At 56.9% G+C, this 21,278-nt stretch carries 23 protein-coding genes and 1 other annotated feature; of the genes, 1 reads left to right on the top strand and 22 read right to left on the bottom strand.

Annotated features, from left to right (window positions below; genetic code table 11):
* Positions 1–270 precede the first annotated feature (270 nt).
* The 22 genes from AC6CHQ_RS12245 to AC6CHQ_RS12140 all read right to left on the bottom strand — a co-directional run bounded on the left by AC6CHQ_RS12245 (position 271) and on the right by AC6CHQ_RS12140 (position 20,340).
* On the bottom strand, positions 271–873 hold the full coding sequence (locus tag AC6CHQ_RS12245) for a class I SAM-dependent methyltransferase (RefSeq protein WP_092053116.1): 603 nt from the start codon (positions 871–873) through the stop codon (positions 271–273).
* 129 nt (positions 874–1,002) lie between these two features.
* A complete protein-coding gene (rplL, locus tag AC6CHQ_RS12240) occupies positions 1,003–1,365 on the bottom strand; it encodes a 50S ribosomal protein L7/L12 (protein WP_092053120.1) in 363 nt (120 codons plus the stop codon).
* Between the two features lie 73 nt (positions 1,366–1,438).
* Positions 1,439–1,939, bottom strand: a complete 501-nt coding sequence (rplJ, locus tag AC6CHQ_RS12235) for a 50S ribosomal protein L10 (RefSeq protein ID WP_092053124.1) — start codon at positions 1,937–1,939, stop codon at positions 1,439–1,441.
* 36 nt (positions 1,940–1,975) lie between these two features.
* Positions 1,976–2,122: a sequence feature (ribosomal protein L10 leader region), on the bottom strand.
* A gap of 40 nt (positions 2,123–2,162) precedes the next feature.
* Complete coding sequence (gene rplA / locus AC6CHQ_RS12230; RefSeq protein WP_092053129.1) at positions 2,163–2,864, bottom strand: 50S ribosomal protein L1; 702 nt, start codon at positions 2,862–2,864, stop codon at positions 2,163–2,165.
* A gap of 116 nt (positions 2,865–2,980) precedes the next feature.
* Positions 2,981–3,406, bottom strand: a complete 426-nt coding sequence (gene rplK / locus AC6CHQ_RS12225) for a 50S ribosomal protein L11 (protein ID WP_143020570.1) — start codon at positions 3,404–3,406, stop codon at positions 2,981–2,983.
* Positions 3,407–3,572: 166 nt separating this feature from the next.
* The gene (gene nusG, locus AC6CHQ_RS12220; RefSeq protein ID WP_092053139.1) at positions 3,573–4,106 is read right to left on the bottom strand and encodes a transcription termination/antitermination protein NusG; all 534 of its coding nucleotides are present in this window, start codon (positions 4,104–4,106) and stop codon (positions 3,573–3,575) included.
* 201 nt (positions 4,107–4,307) lie between these two features.
* Positions 4,308–4,493 carry a preprotein translocase subunit SecE gene (gene secE, locus AC6CHQ_RS12215; protein WP_092053143.1) on the bottom strand — a complete coding sequence of 62 codons (186 nt, stop codon included), beginning with the start codon at positions 4,491–4,493 and terminating at the stop codon, positions 4,308–4,310.
* A 180-nt stretch (positions 4,494–4,673) separates the two neighbouring features.
* On the bottom strand, positions 4,674–5,324 hold the full coding sequence (gene sigH / locus AC6CHQ_RS12210) for an RNA polymerase sporulation sigma factor SigH (RefSeq protein ID WP_177168360.1): 651 nt from the start codon (positions 5,322–5,324) through the stop codon (positions 4,674–4,676).
* A 73-nt stretch (positions 5,325–5,397) separates the two neighbouring features.
* Positions 5,398–5,907, bottom strand: a complete 510-nt coding sequence (locus AC6CHQ_RS12205) for an NYN domain-containing protein (RefSeq protein ID WP_092053147.1) — start codon at positions 5,905–5,907, stop codon at positions 5,398–5,400.
* Complete coding sequence (gene rlmB, locus AC6CHQ_RS12200) at positions 5,907–6,662, bottom strand: 23S rRNA (guanosine(2251)-2'-O)-methyltransferase RlmB (protein ID WP_251238801.1); 756 nt, start codon at positions 6,660–6,662, stop codon at positions 5,907–5,909. Before rlmB ends, AC6CHQ_RS12205 begins: the two co-directional genes overlap by 1 nt.
* Positions 6,659–7,081, bottom strand: coding sequence for a Mini-ribonuclease 3 (locus tag AC6CHQ_RS12195; RefSeq protein ID WP_251238802.1), 423 nt, complete (start codon positions 7,079–7,081; stop codon positions 6,659–6,661). Before AC6CHQ_RS12195 ends, rlmB begins: the two co-directional genes overlap by 4 nt.
* Before the next feature lie 4 nt (positions 7,082–7,085).
* The gene (gene cysS, locus AC6CHQ_RS12190) at positions 7,086–8,486 is read right to left on the bottom strand and encodes a cysteine--tRNA ligase (RefSeq protein ID WP_092053156.1); all 1,401 of its coding nucleotides are present in this window, start codon (positions 8,484–8,486) and stop codon (positions 7,086–7,088) included.
* A complete protein-coding gene (gene cysE, locus AC6CHQ_RS12185) occupies positions 8,483–9,157 on the bottom strand; it encodes a serine O-acetyltransferase (RefSeq protein ID WP_349773646.1) in 675 nt (224 codons plus the stop codon). Before cysE ends, cysS begins: the two co-directional genes overlap by 4 nt.
* A 379-nt stretch (positions 9,158–9,536) precedes the next feature.
* Positions 9,537–10,994: a glutamate--tRNA ligase gene (gene gltX, locus AC6CHQ_RS12180; protein WP_092053165.1), complete on the bottom strand. Its 1,458-nt coding sequence runs from the start codon at positions 10,992–10,994 to the stop codon at positions 9,537–9,539.
* A 372-nt stretch (positions 10,995–11,366) separates the two neighbouring features.
* Positions 11,367–11,843, bottom strand: coding sequence for a 2-C-methyl-D-erythritol 2,4-cyclodiphosphate synthase (gene ispF, locus AC6CHQ_RS12175; protein WP_092053168.1), 477 nt, complete (start codon positions 11,841–11,843; stop codon positions 11,367–11,369).
* Positions 11,840–12,544 (bottom strand): 2-C-methyl-D-erythritol 4-phosphate cytidylyltransferase, encoded by a 705-nt coding sequence (ispD, locus tag AC6CHQ_RS12170; RefSeq protein WP_251238803.1) that lies wholly within the window; start codon positions 12,542–12,544, stop codon positions 11,840–11,842. The genes ispF and ispD overlap by 4 nt, the downstream gene beginning before the upstream one ends.
* A gap of 51 nt (positions 12,545–12,595) precedes the next feature.
* Positions 12,596–13,672: a PIN/TRAM domain-containing protein gene (locus AC6CHQ_RS12165; protein ID WP_498081641.1), complete on the bottom strand. Its 1,077-nt coding sequence runs from the start codon at positions 13,670–13,672 to the stop codon at positions 12,596–12,598.
* Positions 13,673–14,026: 354 nt separating this feature from the next.
* Positions 14,027–15,400 (bottom strand): DNA repair protein RadA, encoded by a 1,374-nt coding sequence (gene radA / locus AC6CHQ_RS12160; RefSeq protein ID WP_092053181.1) that lies wholly within the window; start codon positions 15,398–15,400, stop codon positions 14,027–14,029.
* Positions 15,401–15,483: 83 nt separating this feature from the next.
* Positions 15,484–17,946, bottom strand: coding sequence for an ATP-dependent Clp protease ATP-binding subunit (locus AC6CHQ_RS12155; protein ID WP_251238805.1), 2,463 nt, complete (start codon positions 17,944–17,946; stop codon positions 15,484–15,486).
* 227 nt (positions 17,947–18,173) lie between these two features.
* Positions 18,174–19,247: a protein-arginine kinase McsB gene (mcsB, locus tag AC6CHQ_RS12150; RefSeq protein ID WP_251238806.1), complete on the bottom strand. Its 1,074-nt coding sequence runs from the start codon at positions 19,245–19,247 to the stop codon at positions 18,174–18,176.
* Positions 19,234–19,779: a UvrB/UvrC motif-containing protein gene (locus tag AC6CHQ_RS12145; protein WP_092053190.1), complete on the bottom strand. Its 546-nt coding sequence runs from the start codon at positions 19,777–19,779 to the stop codon at positions 19,234–19,236. Before AC6CHQ_RS12145 ends, mcsB begins: the two co-directional genes overlap by 14 nt.
* Before the next feature lie 42 nt (positions 19,780–19,821).
* Entirely contained in the window at positions 19,822–20,340 is a 519-nt protein-coding gene (locus AC6CHQ_RS12140) for a CtsR family transcriptional regulator (protein ID WP_092053193.1), read from the bottom strand.
* Positions 20,341–20,671: 331 nt separating this feature from the next.
* On the opposite strand from AC6CHQ_RS12140, the gene AC6CHQ_RS12135 reads away from it, so the two are divergent.
* On the top strand, positions 20,672–21,274 hold the full coding sequence (locus AC6CHQ_RS12135) for a GNAT family N-acetyltransferase (RefSeq protein ID WP_498081640.1): 603 nt from the start codon (positions 20,672–20,674) through the stop codon (positions 21,272–21,274).
* Positions 21,275–21,278: the final 4 nt, after the last annotated feature.

The raw sequence follows: 21,278 nt of genomic DNA, 5'->3' as shown, positions 1-21,278 counted from the left end.
TTGCGGATGCCGGCAAATTGATGTATGATATCCGAAAAGACAAAAAGAAAACGAGTCCGGTACAGAAGCTCATTTTCGGTTTCACCAGGCTTATTCCATTCCGGGCCAGTATTCCCAATTGAAGAGCCGGACTATACGGTGTGATTGTCCGGCCCCGGAAACCGCCAGGGCATCCGGAGGCACTTCAGTCAAAAGGGCACACGACCTCAATTTTATTTGTGCATTTTATTATACTATCATTGAATATTTGTCAAGTCAATGTTTGTCAAGTCATTTTTTGACCGACCGGAAAATCAGGTAGCCCTTGTTTTTCGCTTCGGCCGTGACGTTGCCGAACAGCTCCTGAAGCTTTTTCTCGGTGGATGCGGCACCCTGTTTTTTCTGGATGACGACCCAGAGCTCGCCGCCTTCGGCAAGAAGGCGGAAAGCATCTTCGTAGATCCTGAACACCGTCTCTTTGCCCGCGCGGATCGGCGGGTTCGTCAGAACGGCCGCAAATCCGCTCCCGCGCACGTCTGCCCCAGCGTCACTTTCATAAATCTCCGTATTGCCGGCGCCGTTCGCGCCGGCATTTTCTTGTGCAAGCGCAAGCGCCCGGCTGTTCACATCGACCATGTGTACGGTCCGGTCCGGCAGCAGCCTCGCTGCAGTGAGCCCGATCGGCCCGTAGCCGCAGCCGATGTCCAGGAGATCGCCCGGCATTCCAGGTTCCCTGAAAGTATCGACCAGGAGCCTGGAGCCGAAATCGACGCTTTCCTTGCTGAACACACCGGCATCCGTCTTGAATTGGAACGGAATGCCCCGCAATGTTGCTGACCACGTCTTTGGTGCGCTTCCGGTTCCGGGATTTTTCGAATAGTAATGATCCGCCATGCCCGTCGCCTCCGTTTATGTTGGTGGTGCCCGGCAAGGGCCGGGAGTCCTTCCTCCCTATCATACCCTTTGGACATGAATAAAAAAGCCCGTCGAGTTGAGACGGGCTTTTCATATAGGAAGCAAGAATTACTTGAGTTCGACGCCTGCGCCGACTTCTTCGAGCTTCGACTTCATTTCTTCTGCTTCTTCTTTCGCTACGCCTTCTTTGATAGCTTTAGGCGCTTCGTCTACGAGCGCTTTAGCTTCTTTCAGGCCAAGGCCAGTGATTTCGCGAACAACTTTGATGACTTTGATCTTCTGGTCGCCTGCGGAAGCAAGGACAACGTCGAAGTCAGTTTTTTCTTCTGCTGCAGGGCCTGCTGCGCCGCCTGCTACTGCAACAGGAGCTGCTGCTGTTACGCCGAATTCTTCTTCGATTGCTTTGACGAGGTCGTTCAGTTCGAGGACCGTCATTTCTTTGATCGCTTCAATGATTTGCTCTTTGCTCATTGATGTTTCCTCCTAAATGGATCGATTTTATTTTATGCGGCGATGCCGCGGTCCGTTGGCTCAGGATGCCGGATTAAGCGCCCTGTTCTTCCTTCTGGTCTGCAACTGCCTTCGAAGCGAGTGCGAAGTTGCGGATCGGCGCCTGGAGAACGCTGAGAACCATGGAGAGGAGACCTTCCCGGGATGGGAGTTCTGCCAGTGCCTTGACTTCTTCAAGCGTTGCCACGTTGCCTTCGATGACGCCTGCTTTGATCTCAAGCGCATCGTTTTCCTTTGCGAAGTTATTGATGACCCGCGCAGGAGCAACAACATCTTCGTTCGAGAACGCGATTGCGTTCGGGCCTGTCATGTACTCATTGAGTCCTTCGAGGCCTGCCGCTTCAGCAGCGCGGCGAGTCATCGTGTTCTTGTAAACCTTGAACTCGATGCCTTCTTCGCGAAGCTGCTTACGGAGCTCAGTCACTTGCGCCACGCTGAGGCCGCGGTAGTCCACGACGACAACGGATGCCGCTTCTTTCAGCTTGCCGCTGATTTCATCGACGAGCGCCTGTTTCTGTTCGAGAATTTTGCTCATGTCAACACCTCCTGTTAGAGTGGCTCATTTATACCGCATATCAATGGAAAAGCCCTGTATCCGCGTACGCAGACACAGGGCATTAAAGTCGGCTTCATTCGATCAAGCACGTCTTTGTCCTCGGCAGGGAAATTTTAAGCGGCATGCCGCCCCTGCTGTCTACGGTACAAACGATATTCACAACATCGGCAATCTTACCAGACCACCGAAACGTTGTCAATGATTATTTTGCGACAGTAACGTTAGCCGCATCAATTTTCACTGCAGGGCCCATTGTAGTCGTCACGTTGACGGACTTCATGTAAGTGCCTTTTGCAGCTGCAGGTTTTGCCTTCTGGATGGTTTCGAAGATCGTGTTGAAGTTCTCGATGAGCTTCTCGTTGTCGAACGAAACTTTTCCGATTGGCGCGTGGATGATGCCGGCTTTGTCAGCGCGGTATTCAACCTTACCAGCTTTGATGTCCTGGACAGCTTTTGTCACGTCGAACGTAACTGTGCCTGTCTTAGGGTTCGGCATGAGACCTTTTGGTCCGAGGACGCGGCCGAGTTTACCGACTTCACCCATCATGTCAGGAGTTGCAACGATTACGTCAAAGTCGAACCAGCCTTGCTGGATCTTAGTGACGAACTCAGCGTCGCCCGCGTAGTCTGCGCCTGCAGCTTCAGCTTCTTTGAGCTTTTCGCCTTTTGCGAAGACGAGAACGCGCTGTGTCTTGCCCGTTCCGTTAGGAAGGACGACTGCACCACGGATCTGCTGGTCGTTTTTACGTGTGTCGATTCCGAGACGGAAAGCGACTTCGACTGTCGCGTCGAATTTCGTTGTGCTCGTTTCTTTAGCGAGCGCGATTGCTTCTTCTGCGCTGTAGAGTTGTTCGCGGTTTACTTTCTTAGCCGCTTCTACAAGCTTCTTGCCTTTTTTAGCCATGTTTGTTTCCTCCTTGATTGTGGTTATAGCGGATTAACCCTCCCACGAAAAAGGATTGCGGCGTTCGCGTGGAACGGGCGCAACCCTCTGTAACAGAACAACATCAAGTGAAAGAATCAGTCTTCGATCGTGATGCCCATGCTGCGGGCAGTGCCTTCGACCATCTGCATCGCTGCTTCGACCGAAGCGGCGTTGAGGTCTGGCATTTTTGTTTCCGCGATTTCGCGGACTTTGTCACGCTTGACGACAGCGACCTTGTTTTTGTTCGGTTCGCCGGACGCCTTATCGATGCCTGCTGCTTTCTTCAGAAGAACGGCAGCCGGCGGAGTTTTTGTAATGAATGTGAACGAGCGGTCTTCAAAAACAGTGATCTCAACCGGAATGATGAGACCTGCCTGGTCAGATGTCCGTGCGTTGAATTCCTTACAGAAGCCCATGATGTTCACACCTGCCTGACCGAGTGCCGGTCCGACCGGTGGTGCCGGGTTTGCTTTACCTGCAGGGATTTGCAGTTTGACGATTTTGCTTACTTTTTTAGCCACGAGACGCACCTCCTTAAAGTCCGTGATGTGGTAATAGGGTTGCCCCTCCCACTCGATATGTGTCTGCCGGCGATGCCGGTAGAATACGGTTGATCCGCGGCAGGCCTATTTTCGGCCTGACCTATGGAATGATACCACCAAAAGTGCCCGCTTGCAAGCGGGAATGTCAAATTTTCCTGATCTGGACGAAATCGAGTTCCATCTTTGTTTCGCGCCCGAACATCTCGACCGCGACCTTGACCTTGCCCTTGGACGGATCGACTTCCTCGACTGTGCCCTGGAAATTCGCGAATGGCCCTTCCAGCACTTCGACGAGTTCGCCCGCTTCGATGTCCATCTCGAACTTCGCTTCCTTCATGCCCATCTGGCGGAGGATGAAGTCCACCTCATCCGGCATGAGCGGCGTCGGTTTCGCACCGCCGCCGGACGAGCCGATAAATCCGGTTACGCCCGGCGTATTGCGGACGACATACCAGGAATCGTCCGTCATGATCATTTCGACAAGGACGTATCCGGGGAATGTCTTGCGCATGACGGTCTTTTTCTTGCCGTCCTTCAGCTCTGTTTCCTGTTCTTCCGGGACGATGACACGGAAGATCTTATCGAGCATCCCCATCGTTTCGACCCGTTTTTCCAGGTTAGCCTTCACCTTGTTCTCATATCCGGAATAGGTGTGTACCACGTACCAATTTTTCTCCATTCGATCGGACTGGCCGTCCGTCCCTCCCTTTCACTTGCATATAACGGCTGAGCACCGGGGCGGCGGCCCGGACGCGGCTCTATACTGGAGTGTACCCGCATCCGCCGGCCGGAACCCGTTTCCCGGAAACTTCAGCAAAATGAAAAAGCCCGTATGGTCCTCAGACGGGCTATTTGTGGCCATGTATTCAGACAGCCTGAGTCAGATGCTCAGGAACCAGCGGAACAGTTCCGAGATGCCAAGATCGATGACCACGAAGTACAAAGCCATGAAGACGACTGTCGAAAGGACGACAACCGTATACTTTGTCAGTTCTTTGCGCTTCGGCCAGCTTACTTTCCGCATCTCGGAGACGACGCCGCTGAAAAACTCACGAATCTTACCCATTTTATCGTTAAACCTCCGGATTATAGAATCTGTGTCGAGTGAAGCAGAATCACCGGAAGTTCCGGCGTCGCATTACGATTATCCGCCGGCCGGCGAGTGCCGGCCTGGCTGCCGATCCGCGGACCGGTCCGTTTACAGCCTACCACCTGCCTGTCACGCTGTCAACGCGCCCCGGAATGCCTACCGGCGCGCTCCCGCAGCAAGGTGCTGCTCAAGTTTCCGCTTGATCCGCTGCAGGGCATTGTCGATCGACTTCACCTGCCGGTCCAGCTTGTCGGAAATCTCCTGATAGCTGCGGCCTTCCAGATAAAGGGCGAGCACCTGCCGCTCAAGCGTGCTCAGGACATTGTTGACCTCCTCCTCCAGCCGGTGGAAATCCTCCCGGTGGACCATGAGATCTGCCGGATCGTCCAGCTCAGGTCCCGTCAGCATGTCGAGCAGTGTCCGCTCGGACTCGTCCTCATAGACAGGCTTGTCGAGTGAGACCGACGAATTCAGCGGGATGTGCTTCTGGCGCGTTGCAGTCTTGATCGCCGTGATGATCTGCCGCGTGATGCAAAGCTCCGCGAACGCCCGGAAAGAACTGAGCTTGTCCGCCCGGAAATCCCGGATCGCCTTGTACAGGCCGATCATTCCCTCTTGTATGATATCTTCCCGATCCGCGCCGACCAGGAAGTATGAGCGCGCTTTCATCCGGACGAAATAATGATACTTCCGGATCAGGTAATCGAGCGCATCCGATCTTCCGGCATGCACCAGCTCGATCAGTGACTCATCGCTGTGGTTTTCGAACGTTTCCCCCAAAACCTCTTTCCGGCTGTCAATCATCATTCCGATCACCTCCGGTCCCCCTCGAGTGTTTTAAAGACAAGTCTACAGGAAGGAAAATATTGTCGTCAACCGTTCATTTGTGTCCCCGGCGCCATTTTTCGAAAATTTCAGCCACTTCGTCACTGAGCGGGATTTTGGAGAATGGACGGTTATCACGGATTTCCCGGACCCGCTTTGAAATGCCATCCCGGACATCGCCCATCTCCAGCCGGAGCTCCCTTGCGGACTTGCGGAGGGCGCCCTGGGCGAAAATGATGCGCTGCTCAGTATAGTCTGATGTCGCGACGTGCACCTGGGTGCGCCGGCTGCCGAGTTCGGAGGCAAGTCGCTCAATGCGTTCATCGGCCGTCTCGTTCTCCCTTGTAAAGACGACCTCGACGTCCCTGCGCCGTTCAGGTTTCGGGATGCCCGGCACATACTGAGCATCGAAGACGACAATCACCCGCCAGCCCGTATATGCCCGGTATTCCGCCATCATTTCGACAAGCAGATCGCGGGCATCTTCAAGCCGGGCATCCCGGAGATTTTTCAGCTCCGGCCAGGCGCCGATGATATTGTAGCCGTCGACGATCAGGACATCCATCACTGACCGCCTTCCGTCTCGCGTTTTCGGAACACCTCGTACATGAGGAGCGCCGCCGCGACGGAGGCGTTGAGGGAGTTGACATGCCCGACCATCGGCAAGCTGTACAGGAAGTCGCACTTGTCCCGCAGCAGCCGGCTCATACCGCGGCCCTCGCTGCCGATGATGACGGCGAGCGGCAGGCCCGCGTCCATATTGCGATAGTCGGCACTGCCTTTGGCATCGGTGCCGGCAATCCAGACACCGCGGCCCTTCAGATCATCCACGGTACGCGCCATGTTGCCGACCCGCACAACCGGAACGTGTTCGATCGCTCCGGTGGATGCCTTGGCGACCACACCCGTCAGGCCGACGGAGCGCCGCTTCGGGATGATGATCCCGTGTACGCCCGACGCATCCGCCGTACGGAGGATCGAGCCCAGATTATGCGGATCCTCCAGCTCGTCCAGGATCAGGAAAAACGGGTCTTGCCCGCGTTCTTCCGCACGCCGGAACAGGTCGTCCAGCTCCGCATAGTCGTATGCCGCGACGGATGCCGCAATTCCCTGATGGGTCAGATCGGTCAGCAGGTCCAGCTTTTTCTTGGGTACCTGTTGGACGATCACGCCGGATTCTTTGGCGAGCGCGCGAATGTCCGAGGCGGATGCTTTCTGCATGCCTTCTGCAATCCAGATCTTATTCAGCTGGCGCCCCGAACGCAAAGCTTCAAGCACGGGGTTGCGTCCCGCAATGATTTCTTCTTCCCGGTTCGTCACCGTACTTCCCCTCCTTCCGATTCGGCAAAGCCGATCGCGTACCGGACCACTTCGTCCAGCCGCTCTTTCCTGCCGAGCAGGTACAGATATCCGACAAGTGCTTCGAATGCCGTGCTGTAGTTGTACGTCTGTATATCCGTGTTTTTCGGGGCATGTCCCGATTTGGCGTTCCGTCCCCGGCGGACGACGGCGGCTTCCCCTTCGTCAAGAAAGCCTTTTTCCTCCATCATGGAGAGGACGATCGCCGCCTGGGACTTGGCTGATACATATCCGGTCGCCAGCCGGTGGAGTGTGTTGGGCTTCGCCCGTCCGGAGCGGATGAGGTGTTCGCGAACCGCCACTTCGTAGATTGCGTCGCCCATGTAGGCGAGCGCCAGCCCGTTCAGCTGGCGGATGTCGCCGTCACTGATTCCTGCCATCCGATCAGCCCCTCTTCCAGCGGACGCCCTGCCGGGTATCCTCGAGGACGATGCCCTGGCTCAGCAGATGATCCCTGATTTCGTCGGCGCGCTTGAAGTCACGGCTTTTCCTTGCCTCTTCGCGCTCCGCGATCAGTGCATCGACCTCTTCGCCAGGCAGTTCTTCCGCCGCCTCCAGAGTGATCCCGAGTACGCCTGCAAGCTTGCTGAACGTGCCGATGAACGCCTGCAGCACGTCTTTCTGGGTGTTTTTTTCATTCAGGTAAGTATTCGACAGGCGGGCCAGGTCGAACAGTGCCGCAATCGCATTGGCGGTGTTGAAGTCATCATCCATCGCGTCTTCAAACGACTTCTGTACCTCCTTGATCTTATGGAGCCATATGTCCCCCTGGTCACCGTTGTCCGCCGTCTGCTCAAGGCGGAACATGAGGTTGCGGTACGCCGTACGAAGCCGCTCAAGGGCATTTTCCGCATCCGTAATCACTTCAGAAGAGAAGTTGATCGGGTTCCGGTAGTGGACCGTCAGCATAAAGTAGCGCAGCACCTGCGGGTCGATTTTCTGGCGGATATCGTGGACGGTAATGAAGTTCCCCAGGGATTTCGACATTTTCTCGTTGTCGATGTTGACGTAGCCGTTATGCATCCAGTAATTCGCGAATGTCTTGTCGTTGTGCGCCTCGCTCTGGGCGATTTCATTTTCATGGTGCGGGAACGTCAGGTCCTGGCCGCCCGCGTGGATGTCGATCGTGTCGCCGAGCACTTCGCGCGCCATAACCGAGCACTCGATGTGCCAGCCCGGACGGCCTGCACCCCAGGGGCTTTCCCAAGAGATTTCGCCGGGCTTCACACCCTTCCAGAGGGCGAAGTCGAGTGCGTCTTCCTTTTTCTCGCCGGGCTGGATGCGCGCACCGACCTTAAGCTCATCGATCGACTGCTGGGAAAGCTTGCCGTAGCCGCCGAATTTGCGTGTCCGGTAGTAGACGTCGCCGCCTGACTCGTAAGCGTAGCCCTTGTCGACCAGCACACCGATAAAATCGATGATGTCCCGGATATGGTCCGTAACGCGCGGGTGGTCATCCGCATGGCGGCATCCGAGCGCCTCTATGTCTGCGAAATACGCAGCAATGAACCGCTCCGTCAGTTCGCCGACTTCTTCACCGATCTCGTTTGCCGCTTTGATGATCTTGTCATCGACGTCTGTGAAGTTCGAAACGAAATGGACGTCATAGCCTTTATACTCCAGGTAATTGCGGACCGTGTCATAAACGATGACCGGGCGCGCATTGCCGATGTGGATGTAGTTGTAGACGGTCGGGCCGCAAACATACATCTTCACTTTCCCCTCTTCGATCGGGACAAACGGTTCTTTCTTTCTGCTGAGTGTATTGAACATCTGGATGGTCATCGTCTTGCCTCCTTCAGCTGCTCCTGCAGCTTTTCCAATTCATTGTTGAGCCGGGCGATTTTCTCTTCCAGCATATCGCATTTGTCTGCAACCGGATCCGGGATGTCCTGGTGGTCCAGTTTTTTCGTCACTTTAACACCATTCTGGACAACGACAGTCCCCGGAATCCCGACGACTGTGGAATTCGGCGGCACGTCTTTGAGCACGACGGATCCTGCGCCGACTTTGACATTGTCGCCGAGCGTGATCGAACCAAGCACTTTCGCGCCTGATGCCACGAGCACATTATTGCCGAGTGTCGGGTGGCGCTTGCCTTTTTCCTTGCCGGTCCCGCCGAGCGTGACGCCCTGATAGAGCGTGACGTCATTGCCGATCACACAAGTTTCTCCGATGACGACACCGGAACCGTGGTCGATAAAGAACCGGCGTCCGATAACAGCGCCCGGGTGGATCTCGATCCCGGTCAGGAACCGGACAAACTGGGACACGAACCGGGCAAGGAAGCGCATGCCCCTTTTGTGGAAAGCATGGGCGACCCGGTAGCCCCAGAGCGCGTGAAGCCCTGAATAAGTCAGCACAATCTCGAAGGAACTCCTTGCTGCGGGGTCCTGGTCGAAAATTGTCGCAATATCTTCTTTCATCCTCTTGAACATGGTTGAGCATTCCTCCAAAATCCGAAAACTAAGGCGGGCGGGAGCTATCCGGCGGCACGCGGCCAAAACAAAAAGCGCCCCTGTCAGTTGACAGAGACGCCGGTATGCGCGGTTCCACTCTGGTTTGGGAGGAACAAAAAGCGCTCCTCCCCCCTCGGTGCCCGTAACGTGGGCAAAGCGGCCGGCCTACTTGTTTCGACTCGGCGCTCCGAGGTGCATTTCCGCGCGCAGCGGCCCGGGCCGCTTTCAGCCGGCGGCGGCCCTCTCTGTCGAGCTTGCGCAACGTACTTCTCCTCTTCGTCGCTTTCGGTATGTTGATTCCTTGTTGACCTCTATTGTACTTGGGGAACGCGGAATGTCAATTGATTAAACCGTACGCGGCAGAGGCAATAAATATTCAGCCTGCGTAAGCGGAGACGCGCCGGATAACCTTGTCGCGTCCGAGGAGCGAGATCGATTCCTGGAGCTCCGGACCATGCGTCTGGCCCGTCGTCACGACACGGATCGGCATGAAGAGGTTCTTGCCCTTGTGGCCGGTTTCTTTCTGCACAGCCTTGATTGCGCCTTTGATCGAGGCCGGGTCGAACGATTCAAGTTCCTCAAGCTTCGCTTTGAATGCCGTCATCACTTCCGGAACCTGCTCGCCGGAAAGGACGGCCTTTGCTTCCTCATCGTATTCGATGTCTTCGTTAAAGAACTGGGCGGACAATTCGACAATTTCCGCACCGAAGCTCATCTGCTCCTGATAAAGCGCGATCAGCCGTTCGGCCCATTCGCGTTTTTCCGCGGATAGCTCTTCCGACAGGCGGCCCGCCTTCTGGAGATGCGGCAGCGCCAGCTTCACGACTTCCTCGGAAGGAAGCTGCTTCACATACTGGTTGTTCATCCAGGTCAGCTTCTGCTTGTCGAAGAGCGCAGGCGACTTCGACAGGCGGTCGGCTTCGAACATCTCGATGAACTCGTCCTTCGAGAAGATTTCGTCCTCACCCTTCGGCGACCAGCCGAGAAGGGCGATGAAGTTGAAGAGCGCCTCCGGCAGATAGCCGAGCTCCTCGTACTGCTCGATAAACTGGATGATCGATTCGTCACGCTTCGACAATTTCTTGCGGCTTTCGTTGACGATGAGTGTCATGTGGCCGAATGTCGGCGGCTCCCAGCCGAACGCCTCGTAGATCATCATTTGCTTCGGCGTGTTGGAGATGTGGTCATCCCCGCGGAGGACATGCGTGATCTTCATGTAGTGGTCGTCGATTGCCACCGCGAAGTTATAGGTCGGCACGCCGTCCTTTTTCACGATGACCCAGTCGCCGAAATCGCCGGATTCAAACGATACTTCATCCTTGACCATGTCCTGGAATTTGTACGTGCGGCCTTCCGGCACGGCGATGCGGATGCTTGGCTGGCGGCCTTCCGCCTCGAGCTTCGCGCGGTCATCGTCTGTCAGATGACGGCACTTGCCGCTGTAGCGCGGCATTTCTCCGCGTGCCTGCTGGGCCTCGCGCTCCGCTTCCAGCTCTTCTTCGGTGCAGTAGCACTTGTAGGCCAAGCCTTTTTCCAGGAGCCCGTCATACAGTTGCTTATAGAGGTCATTCCGCTCCGACTGGCGGTACGGGCCGTACTCGCCGCCGACGTCGATGCTCTCATCCCAGTCGATGCCGAGCCATTTCAGATATCGGAGCTGCGATTCCTCGCCGCCCTCGATGTTCCGCTTCGCGTCAGTGTCCTCGATGCGGATGATGAACTTTCCGCCGTTGTGGCGTGCGTAGAGATAGTTGAAGAGCGCCGTCCTGGCGTTCCCGATATGCAGGTGCCCCGTCGGACTCGGTGCATAGCGTACACGGACTTCCTGTGTCATAGATGGTTCCTCCTGTTCGTTCGAACATGTTTGCTCCGTCCATTTTACCACAGCACGTGAGGTTTTAAAGCGCCGGGTGTTGCGCCGGCCTGATTTCCGGAAAAGGCATCGGCTCGCGGGGTTTTCGTGCGCGGACTTTGGGTGTTTGTGCGCGAATCTTGGGGGCGGGGGCATTTTCGTGCGTGAACTTTGGAGATTCGTGCGCGAATCCGGGGTGCGCAAGGATTTTCGTGCGCAAACTTGCGCGATTCGTACGCAAACTCTGGAACCGGAGGGATTTTCGTACGTGAACTTGCGTGATTCGTGCGCAAACACCCCGGGCATTCTTCCGGCATGCAAAAGACCGCCCGGCAATCCCGGGCGGTCCTGTCATTACGCTTTTTCCAACAAAATCACCGCGAGTGCGGCAATGCCTTCTTCGCGGCCGACAAAGCCCAGCTTTTCGGTCGTGGTCGCCTTGACGTTCACCTGCGATACGTCGGCGTGAAGCAGCTCTGCGATGCGGGCGCGGATCTTGTCGATATGCGGCGCCATTTTCGGGCGCTGCGCCATGATTGTGCAGTCGACATTGCCGAGTTTCCAGCCCCGGGCCTCGACATCCTCCCAGACCTTCTCCAGCAATACTGCGGAGTCGGCGTCCTTGAACGCTTCGTCGGTGTCCGGGAAGTGGCGCCCGATGTCCCCTTCGCCGATCGCGCCAAGCGCCGCGTCGGTCACCGTGTGGAGCAGCACATCCGCATCCGAGTGGCCGATGAGGCCGCGCTCGTGCGGGATGGTCACGCCGCCGATGATGAGCGGACGCCCTTCCGCAAATTCATGCACGTCAAATCCTTGTCCGATCCTGATCATTCCGTCTCCTCCTGCCGTTTCAGCAGCGCCTCGCCGATCGCGAGGTCCACTTTGGTCGTCATCTTCAGATTATCATAAGTGCTCTCGACGACACGGACGGGATGTCCGAGCCGCTCGACAAGCATTGATTCGTCGGTTCCGAGGAACCCGTCGGCAAATGCCTTTTCCTCCGCCTCCGCCAGCAGGCCCGCGCGGAACGCCTGCGGGGTCTGGACAAGCCAGACCGTGCTGCGGTCCGGGGTGGCTTCAACGACTCCGTCGGTTACCTGCTTCACGGTGTCCTTGGACGGGACCGCAGCAATCGCGGCGCCGTGGCCGGCCGCGGTCTCCGCGAGCTCCCTGATCACCCGGCGCGAAAGAAACGGCCGCGCGGCATCATGTACCATGACGACCGCATCATCCGTTCCGCCGGCCGCTCCGAATGCACGGACACATGCGCGGACGCTGTCCTGCCGCTCGCCCCCGCCGTCCGGCATCGCCGTGACTTTGGTGATGCCGTGCTCCGCGAGCATGCCGCGGATCCGGTCCCGTTCGTCCGGGCGCACGGCAAGGATGATGCCCGCGCAGTCCGGATCCTGCTGGAACACGGAAAGCGTCCGGACCAGGATCGGCTTTTCCGCAAGCGGCAGGAAGAGCTTGTTTTCCCCGGCTCCCATCCGCCGGCCGCTCCCCGCCGCCGGAAGCATAACTGTATATTCCATCCGATTTCACTCCATCAAGTGAAAGGACAGGGCACGGGGCCCTGCCTTCCGTCAGTTTTTCGCTTTCATGTCACGCGGCCGCGCAAAGATCATCCGCCCCGCGGATGTCTGCAGGACACTTGTCACCGCGACGGTAAGCGTTTTGCCGATCTGATGTTTGCCATTCTCAATGACGATCATCGTGCCGTCGTCCAGATAGGCAACACCCTGGTTGGACTCCTTGCCTTCCTTGATGACTGTGACACGCATTTCCTCGCCCGGGATGACGACCGGTTTTACCGCATTTGCAAGATCATTGATGTTGAGCACCCGGACATTGTGCAGATCGCAGACTTTATTCAGGTTAAAGTCATTCGTCACGACGACCCCGCCGTTTTTCTTTGCCAGGCGGACGAGTTTCATATCGACCTCGTTCACATCGTCAAAGTCCTCATCGGTAATGACGGTCTGGCGGTCGTTCTGGATGCGCTTGAGGATATCAAGACCCCTGCGCCCCTTTGTGCGCTTGAGTGAATCGGACGAGTCTGCGATATGCTGCAGCTCGGTCAGGACAAATTGAGGAATGACAAGCTCGCCCTCGAGAAACCCGGTCTCGGAAATGTCCGCGATCCGGCCGTCGATGATGACGCTCGTGTCGAGGATTTTCTGGCTTGCGGCCGCTTCGGCGGATGACGGCGCGCCATCCTTTTTCTTTTCCCCGCTTCTCGTGAACGTCTGGATCAGCTCTTCCCTCTTCTGGAAGCCGAACTGGAAACCTAGGTAGCCGAGAAGGACCGATAGGATGATCGGCAGAATGTCCGTGACCGGAGGGAACTGGATCGCCCCAATTGCGAATGACAGCAGAAAAGCGACAATCAGTCCGATGATCATGCCGACGGTCCCGAACAGCAGGTCGAGCACCGGGGCTTTCATGAGCTTTTCCTCGAGCCATTTGATCGATCGCACGGTCGGCTCGGTCAGCGCGAGGCTGAGAAGGTAGAACAGGGCGGCACCGATCAGGGCTGACGCATATGCATTGGTGAGCCATGGCTGGTTAACGGATAAAAGTTCGAATAATGACGGAAGAAAAATAACACCAAGCGTGGCTCCGATGAGCGCATAGGCGACCCTTACAAAAAAGTTCAGCATTGATTTTCACCTCCTTTACTAAAGTATACACGTTAGGCCCCCCGACTTCCTTCCGGAGGGGGGGGAAATCCTATGATTTCCATAAATATTAGGACGGAGAAAAAGGGAGGAAGTTCCTTTCGGGAAAGAGGATCCGTGATGCTTACAATCCTGATCCTCACTAACTTCCCCATTCCGCTCCGACTAAAACCAAAAAACGGCCCCGCCGCATGTATATGCAACGGGACCGCCTTGTTTTAATCTATGTCGCAGGATTTACGGTGTGACGGCATTCAGTTAAGAGAAACGTCAACGTCTCACCAAAGATCATCAGCGTTCAACATAAACCGTCAATGTCCCCATCAATCCAGCCGTTTACTTGAACGCTTCCCCGAGCGCTTCGGCGACGGTGCTGACGCCGACGACCTGGATGCCTTCCGGGTAATCCCATCCGCCGAGGTTCGAGGCGGGGACGATGGCACGCTTGAATCCGAGCTTCTTCGCTTCCTGGACGCGCTGCTCGATGCGGGACACGCGGCGGATCTCGCCGGTCAGGCCGACTTCCCCGACAAAGACGTCATACGGGCTGACTGCGGTGTCCTTGAAGCTCGAGACGATGCTCGTGAGGACGGCGAGGTCAATCGCCGGCTCGTCGAGTTTCACGCCTCCGGCCACCTTGATATAGGCGTCATGGGTCTGCAGCAGCATGTTCATCCGCTTCTCAAGCACCGCCATAAGCAGGGACACACGGCTCTGGTCCAAACCGGTCGCCATCCGCTTCGGATAGTTGAAGCTGGATTGTGTGACAAGCGCCTGGATTTCGACGAGGATCGGACGCGTCCCTTCCATCGAAGCGACGACGACGGAGCCCGCCGCTCCCTGGGAACGCTCCTCGAGAAACAGTTCCGACGGGTTCAGCACTTCTTTCAGCCCCGCCTGGATCATCTCGAAGATCGCCATCTCATTTGTCGAGCCAAAGCGGTTCTTCACGCTCCGGAGAATCCGGTACGTATGATGGCGCTCGCCTTCAAAGTAAAGCACTGTGTCGACCATGTGCTCGAGAAGGCGGGGCCCGGCGATCTGGCCTTCCTTCGTAACGTGCCCGACGAGGAAAATCGCGGTCCCTGTCGTTTTCGCAATCCTCATAAGATCGGCGGTGCACTCGCGCACCTGTGATACACTCCCCGGTGCCGACGTGACGTCCGGATGGTGCACCGTCTGGATCGAGTCGACAATGACGAACTGCGGCTTCAGCTCCTCGATCGACAGCCGGATATGCTCCATATCGGTCTCGGAATAAATATAAAGTTCGGGAGAAGTGACGCCGATCCGCTCCGCGCGGAGTTTGGTCTGGCGGACAGATTCTTCGCCCGAGACGTAAAGGACCCGGCGGCCCTTCTCGGCGAGCAGCGATGACACTTGGAGAAGGAGCGTCGACTTCCCGATTCCCGGATCGCCGCCGATCAGGACGAGCGAGCCCGGCACGACGCCGCCGCCGAGCACCCGGTTCAGTTCGCCGAACGCCGTTTCGACGCGCGGCTCTTCCTGGGTCTCGACCGACGTGATCGGTGCGGCCTTGCCGGCCGGGCCGGCTTCAGTCCGGAAAGCCCCGCCGCGAGCTGCCTTGCCTACGATTGAGACTTCCTCGTCCATCGTATTCCATTCGCCGCAGCCCGGGCATCGCCCCATCCACTTTGGTGACTCATATCCGCAATCCCGGCACATGAACTTCGTTTTTTTCTTCGCCATTTGTACCTCCAGGCACGGAAAAGACATCCCGCCGCAGGCTGCGGGCGGGATGTCTGAACCATTTATTTGATGCTTTGATTATATCACTTTTTCGCTGTTCCTGCAGTTGCCGGCTCTTCTGTGCGGACAGTGTATTTTCCGTCCTCATCGACGTCAAAGACAACTTTGTGGCCGGCGAGCACTTCGCCTCTGAGAAGCTCTTCGGACAGCCGGTCCTCGACGTTCTTCTGGAGAGCGCGGCGGAGCGGGCGGGCACCATATTCAGGGTCGTACCCATCTGCGGCGATCCGTTCCTTCGCAGCTTCCGTGATGAGGAGCTCGATGTCCTGCTCGGACAGGCGCTTTGTAAGCTGATCGGCCATGAGGTTGACGATCTGGCCGAGCTCTTCTTTGCCGAGCGAGTGGAAGACGATCATTTCGTCCACACGGTTCAGGAATTCCGGACGGAAAGCTTTTTTCAGCTCGCTGAGCATCGTGTCCTTCATATCCTTGTGGTCGCGTTTGCCGTCCTGCAGATTAAATCCGACATACTTGTTCTGCTTGAGCGTCTCGGCACCGACGTTCGACGTCATGATGACGACCGTGTTGCGGAAGTCGACCGTGCGGCCCTTGGAGTCGGTGAGGCGTCCGTCCTCGAGTACCTGCAGGAGGATGTTGAAGACGTCCGGGTGGGCTTTTTCGATCTCATCCAGAAGGATGACCGAGTACGGCTTGCGGCGGACCTTCTCGGTAAGCTGGCCGCCTTCATCGAAGCCGACGTAGCCCGGAGGCGAGCCGACGAGACGGGACGTGGAGTGCTTCTCCATGTACTCCGACATATCGATGCGGATCATCGCATCTTCGTCACCGAACATGACTTCTGCAAGCGCCCGGGCGAGTTCCGTCTTACCGACACCTGTCGGTCCGAGGAAGATGAACGAGCCGATCGGGCGCTTCGGATCTTTCAGGCCGGCACGCGCGCGGCGGATGGCCCGGGAGATCGCGTCGACCGCTTCGTTCTGTCCGATGACGCGCTTGTGCAGTTCTTCTTCCATATTGAGAAGCTTCGCCGTCTCGGTTTCGGCAATCTTGGAGACAGGAACGCCGGTCCACATGGCGACAACCTGCGCGACGTCTTCGACAGTCACTTCAGATTCTTTCTTGCCCTGCTTTTCTTTCCACTCTTCCTTCGTCCGCTCCAGCTCATCTTTGAGTTTCTGCTCTTTGTCGCGGAACGAGGCTGCCTTCTCGAACTCCTGGCTCTGGACGGCCGCGTTCTTCTCGGAGCGGACGCTTTCAAGCTGCTGTTCGAGTTCTTTCAGATCAGGCGGCGTCGTGAACGAACGCAGGCGGACTTTGGAGCCGGCCTCGTCGATCAGGTCGATCGCCTTGTCCGGGAGGAAGCGGTCGGAGATGTAGCGGTCGGACAGCTTTGCTGCCGCCTCGACGGCTTCATCCGTGATCTTCACGCGGTGGTGCGCCTCGTAGCGGTCGCGCAGGCCGTAAATGATCTTGATCGTGTCTTCAACATTCGGCTCGTCAACCTGGATCGGCTGGAAGCGGCGCTCGAGCGCAGCATCCTTCTCAATGTACTTGCGGTACTCATCCAGCGTCGTAGCGCCGATGCACTGGAGCTCGCCGCGTGCAAGGGCCGGCTTCAGGATGTTGGACGCGTCGATCGCGCCTTCTGCGCCACCCGCACCGATCAGTGTATGGAGCTCGTCGATGAAGAGGATGATGTTGCCTGCCTGGCGGATCTCCTCCATCACTTTTTTCAGGCGGTCCTCGAACTCACCGCGGTATTTGGTGCCGGCAACGACCGTACCCATGTCGAGCGTCATGACGCGCTTGTCGCGGAGCGTTTCCGGAACTTCATTGTTGACGATCTGCTGTGCGAGGCCCTCTGCGATCGCCGTCTTGCCGACACCCGGCTCCCCGATGAGGACCGGGTTGTTTTTCGTCCGGCGTGACAGTACTTCGATCACGCGGGTGATTTCCTTGGAGCGGCCGATGACCGGGTCAAGCGTGCCTTCGCGGGCGATCTCGGTGAGGTCGCGCGCCAGGCCGTCGAGCGTCGGCGTGCTGGCGGACGGATTGCCGCCGCCTGCCTGTGCGCCCTGTCCGTTTTCGTTTGAACCGAGCAGCTGGAGCACCTGCTGGCGTGCCTTGTTCAGGGAGACCCCTGCGTTGGCGAGGACGCGCGCCGCAACCCCTTCCCCTTCACGGATCAGCGCGAGGAGGAGGTGTTCGGTGCCGACATACGAGTGGCCGAGCTTGCGGGATTCATCAAGCGACAGCTCGATGACTTTTTTCGCGCGCGGCGTGTAATGGATGATCGGGCCGACTTCGCGGTCGCCGGTGCCGACAAGCTTTTCGACGCCTTCTTCGATCGTTTCGAAGTTTATCCCGATCGCTTCGAGCGCTTTCGCGGCGATGCCGCCGCCTTCACGGATGAGACCCAGAAGAATATGTTCGGTCCCGATGGCATCATGGCGCATCCGGATGGCTTCTTCTTGCGCAAGCTGGAGAACTTTCTGTGAGCGTTGCGTAAAGCGGTTGAACATCATGCAAAATCCCTCTCTTCTCTAATGATCATGATTTTATGCAGATCCTGATGAACTCAAATTCTGGTTATAGATAAAAGGTTCCCCTAAACTGTCCGGCATCAAACCGGAAAAGAGAGAACTGCGGATAACTAAGATCGAAAGGTTGTTTGACCTTCTTTGACTATTGTAAACCGGAGAGGCCCCTCTGTTCAAAATATATGCTCGCGGAACGTTTTCCATCCGGAAGCTCAGTCCTCAACGCCGTCAGACTTGCGTTCCATGCCGATCCGCTCGCGGATCAGCTTCGCCCGGAACACGTCTCTTTCACCGGGCTGGAGCGTCTCTCCCGCATATTGCTGAAGAAATGCCGGCTGCATAAAGATCATAAGCTCGTTCAGGACGGACAGGTCGACATCCGGAATGATGCCCATATCGATGCCGAGGCGGACGTCGGACAGCCGGTTCGCCGCTTCGTCGGTCGCGAGAACGCGCGCATTCGTCAGGATGCCGTACGATCTCCAGACCCGGTCCTCGAGCTTCATCGGGGAATGTTCCCGGAGCGCGCGGCGTGCCCGCTCCTCCTGCTCGATGAGCCGCTCGGTCAGGTCGCGCAGGTCCATCAGGATGTCGCGCTCCGACTTCCCGAGCGTCATCTGGTTGGACACCTGGTACACATTTCCGAGCGCGTCGGACCCCTCGCCGTAGCTGCCGCGGACCGTCATGCCGAGGCGGGCGACCGCCTGGGCGATGCGGGCCATGTTACTCGTGATGGAAAGTGCCGGCAGGTGCAGCATGACCGATGCGCGAAGCCCAGTGCCCGTATTGGTCGGGCAGCTCGTGATGTAGCCGAAATCCCCGTCGAATGCGTACGGCAGGGCTTCTTCAAGACGGTTGTCGATTTCATCCGCCCTGTCATATGCTTCCATGAGGTGGAGGCCGGGATAGATGACCTGAATCCGGATATGGTCTTCCTCGTTCACCATGATGGAAACCGATTCATCTCCGGAAAGCGCCACCGACCCTGGCCGCTCCGGATCAGCAAGCTGGGGGCTGATCAGATGCTTCTCGACGAGCGCCTGGCGCTGGATTGCAGGCACGCTCTCCATCGGGATATAGGAAAAGTCATCCATTCCCTCGAGTGCCGCAGCGACTTTTTGTTCGACCTCTTCCGCCTCTTCCCGGCTGAAATCGAGCGGGAAACGGAAGCCTTTCATGTTCCGCGCAAGCCGGACGCGTGTCGACATGACGATATTCGAGTACTCGCCCTTTGGCCCCATCCATGGAGTGACCGCATTTTTAAGGAAGTTTTCAATCGACGACATCGTGTCCGCCCCCTTCCTCCAGGCTGCGCTCCAGTTCCCGGACCTCGTCCCGGAGCTGTGCCGCATGTTCGAAATCCTCCTGGTTGATCGCTTCCTTCATCTGTCTCCTCAAATCTTTGATCTTGCGTTCGGCGGCGATGCGTCCGCTGTATGAAGCGGGCACTTTGCCTTCATGCTTCGTGTGGCCGCCCTGGACTTTGTTGAACACTTCGGGCAACTCCTTGCGGAATGCGCTGTAGCATTCCGGGCAGCCGAACTTCCCGCGCTCGATGAACCGCCTGAACGTCAGTCCGCAGTTCTGACATTCCGGCCCGCTTTCGACCTGGGGCTGTGCATTCTGGAACACGCCCGGTCCGGCAAACCAGTTCTGCAGGAATTGCTGGATGCCGAGGGGATCTCCTCCGAAGTCCCCCTGGAACGGCTGGAAATGTGCTGCGCAGACATCACACAGATGGCGCTCTTCGGTTTTTCCATTTTTGCTCTGGGTCACGACGACCGAAGCCGGCCGTTCATGGCAGTTATCACAAATCAAGGAACACACCTCTTTCCATGGCCGGCACAGCGCCGGCCGGGATCAGTTGTCTTTTCCACCCTTGGCTGAGCCGCCCTGTTTATCGGAAGGGCCGCCTGCCGCCTCATATTTCAATGTTCTGAGCATCGCCTGTAAAATCCTGGAGCGGAGCAGGTCGCGTTCCGGAAGCTGTGACATGAGCGTCTGCCGGTGTACGGCGGCGTGGATCAGGTTTGCCTCGCGCTCCGTCAGGACATCCTCATCGATAAGGCGCCGGATCACATCCTCTGCCATCGATTGGGTTGATCCGCCGTCCAGCCCCCTGACGACCTGGTCGAGCAGTTCGATCCGGCTGTTGGGCCGGATGCGGACGATGCGGATATACCCCCCGCCCCCGCGTTTGCTTTCGACCATGTAACCGCGCTCCGTCGTAAATCGGGTCTTGATGACGTAGTTGATCTGCGAAGGGACGCACTGGAATTTCTCAGCGACTTCGCTCCGCTTGATCTCCGCCATCCCGTCCTGTTCTTGTTCGAGAATCGACTTCAGATATCCTTCAATGATATCGGAGATGTTCCGCATGGTTTCACCTCTTTTCACAGCGATTGATCCCAGTTGACTTTGACTATCTTTGACTTAATTATACGACGCCATACATGCATTCGCAAAGATTTTGCGCGGGCATGGGCCCTTTTTTCCGGGACGAAAAAGATTTATTATTAAAAAGAGGTTTATACGATTTCCGAGCGGGTAAAGAAAGGGATGTGCAATGCGTTTTCAACTTACGACCGCATGATTGCCGGCCCCGCCGGAACGTTGGAGGATTTTTTTCTCATCTGTTTTTTTCCTCATCCGATCTCCCCACAAACAAAAAACCCCCGGATGAAACCAAAACATACCGGAGGCGATTTATTTGAACTGGTACGACAAGCTCAATGAGTATTTTCCCGTGGAAGAAATGAAATCCAAGGACCATATGGAGACGCTTCTTAAAGAGAAGGTTGGCGTCTATGGCAAAGATGAAGGACCGCACCACGTGCTCATGTACGCCGAATTTGACGAGTTCCTCTTTGTCGACTATCTGTACGTATCGTCTGCATCCCGCGGCCAGGGGCTCGGCGGCAAGCTGATCGAAAAGCTGCAGTCCAAAAACAAGCCGATCATCCTGGAAGTCGAGCCGGTCGACTATGAAGACACCGACACGGCAAAGCGGCTTAAGTTCTACGCCCGCAGCGGGTTTGCCCATGCCCGGCGCATCGGCTACAGCCGCCGTTCGCTTGCGACCGGCGAGAAGACCTCTCTTGAAATCCTCTACTGGGCTCCGAACCATGAGGGTGAAGATACGGTCGAACAGGCCATTTACGATCATATGCGCAAAACATATGAAGAGATCCACACTTACAAAGACGAGGACTTCTACGGCGAATCCTACGAACACACCGACGAAGTATTCGACTTCCATGAAGAAGACAGCCAGAAAGACGATATCCTGGAGCCGTTCACGGTCTCCGCATAACAAG

It is taken from the genome of Bhargavaea sp. GQ12 (assembly GCF_059758705.1).
This window is presented reverse-complemented; position numbering and strand designations above follow the sequence as displayed.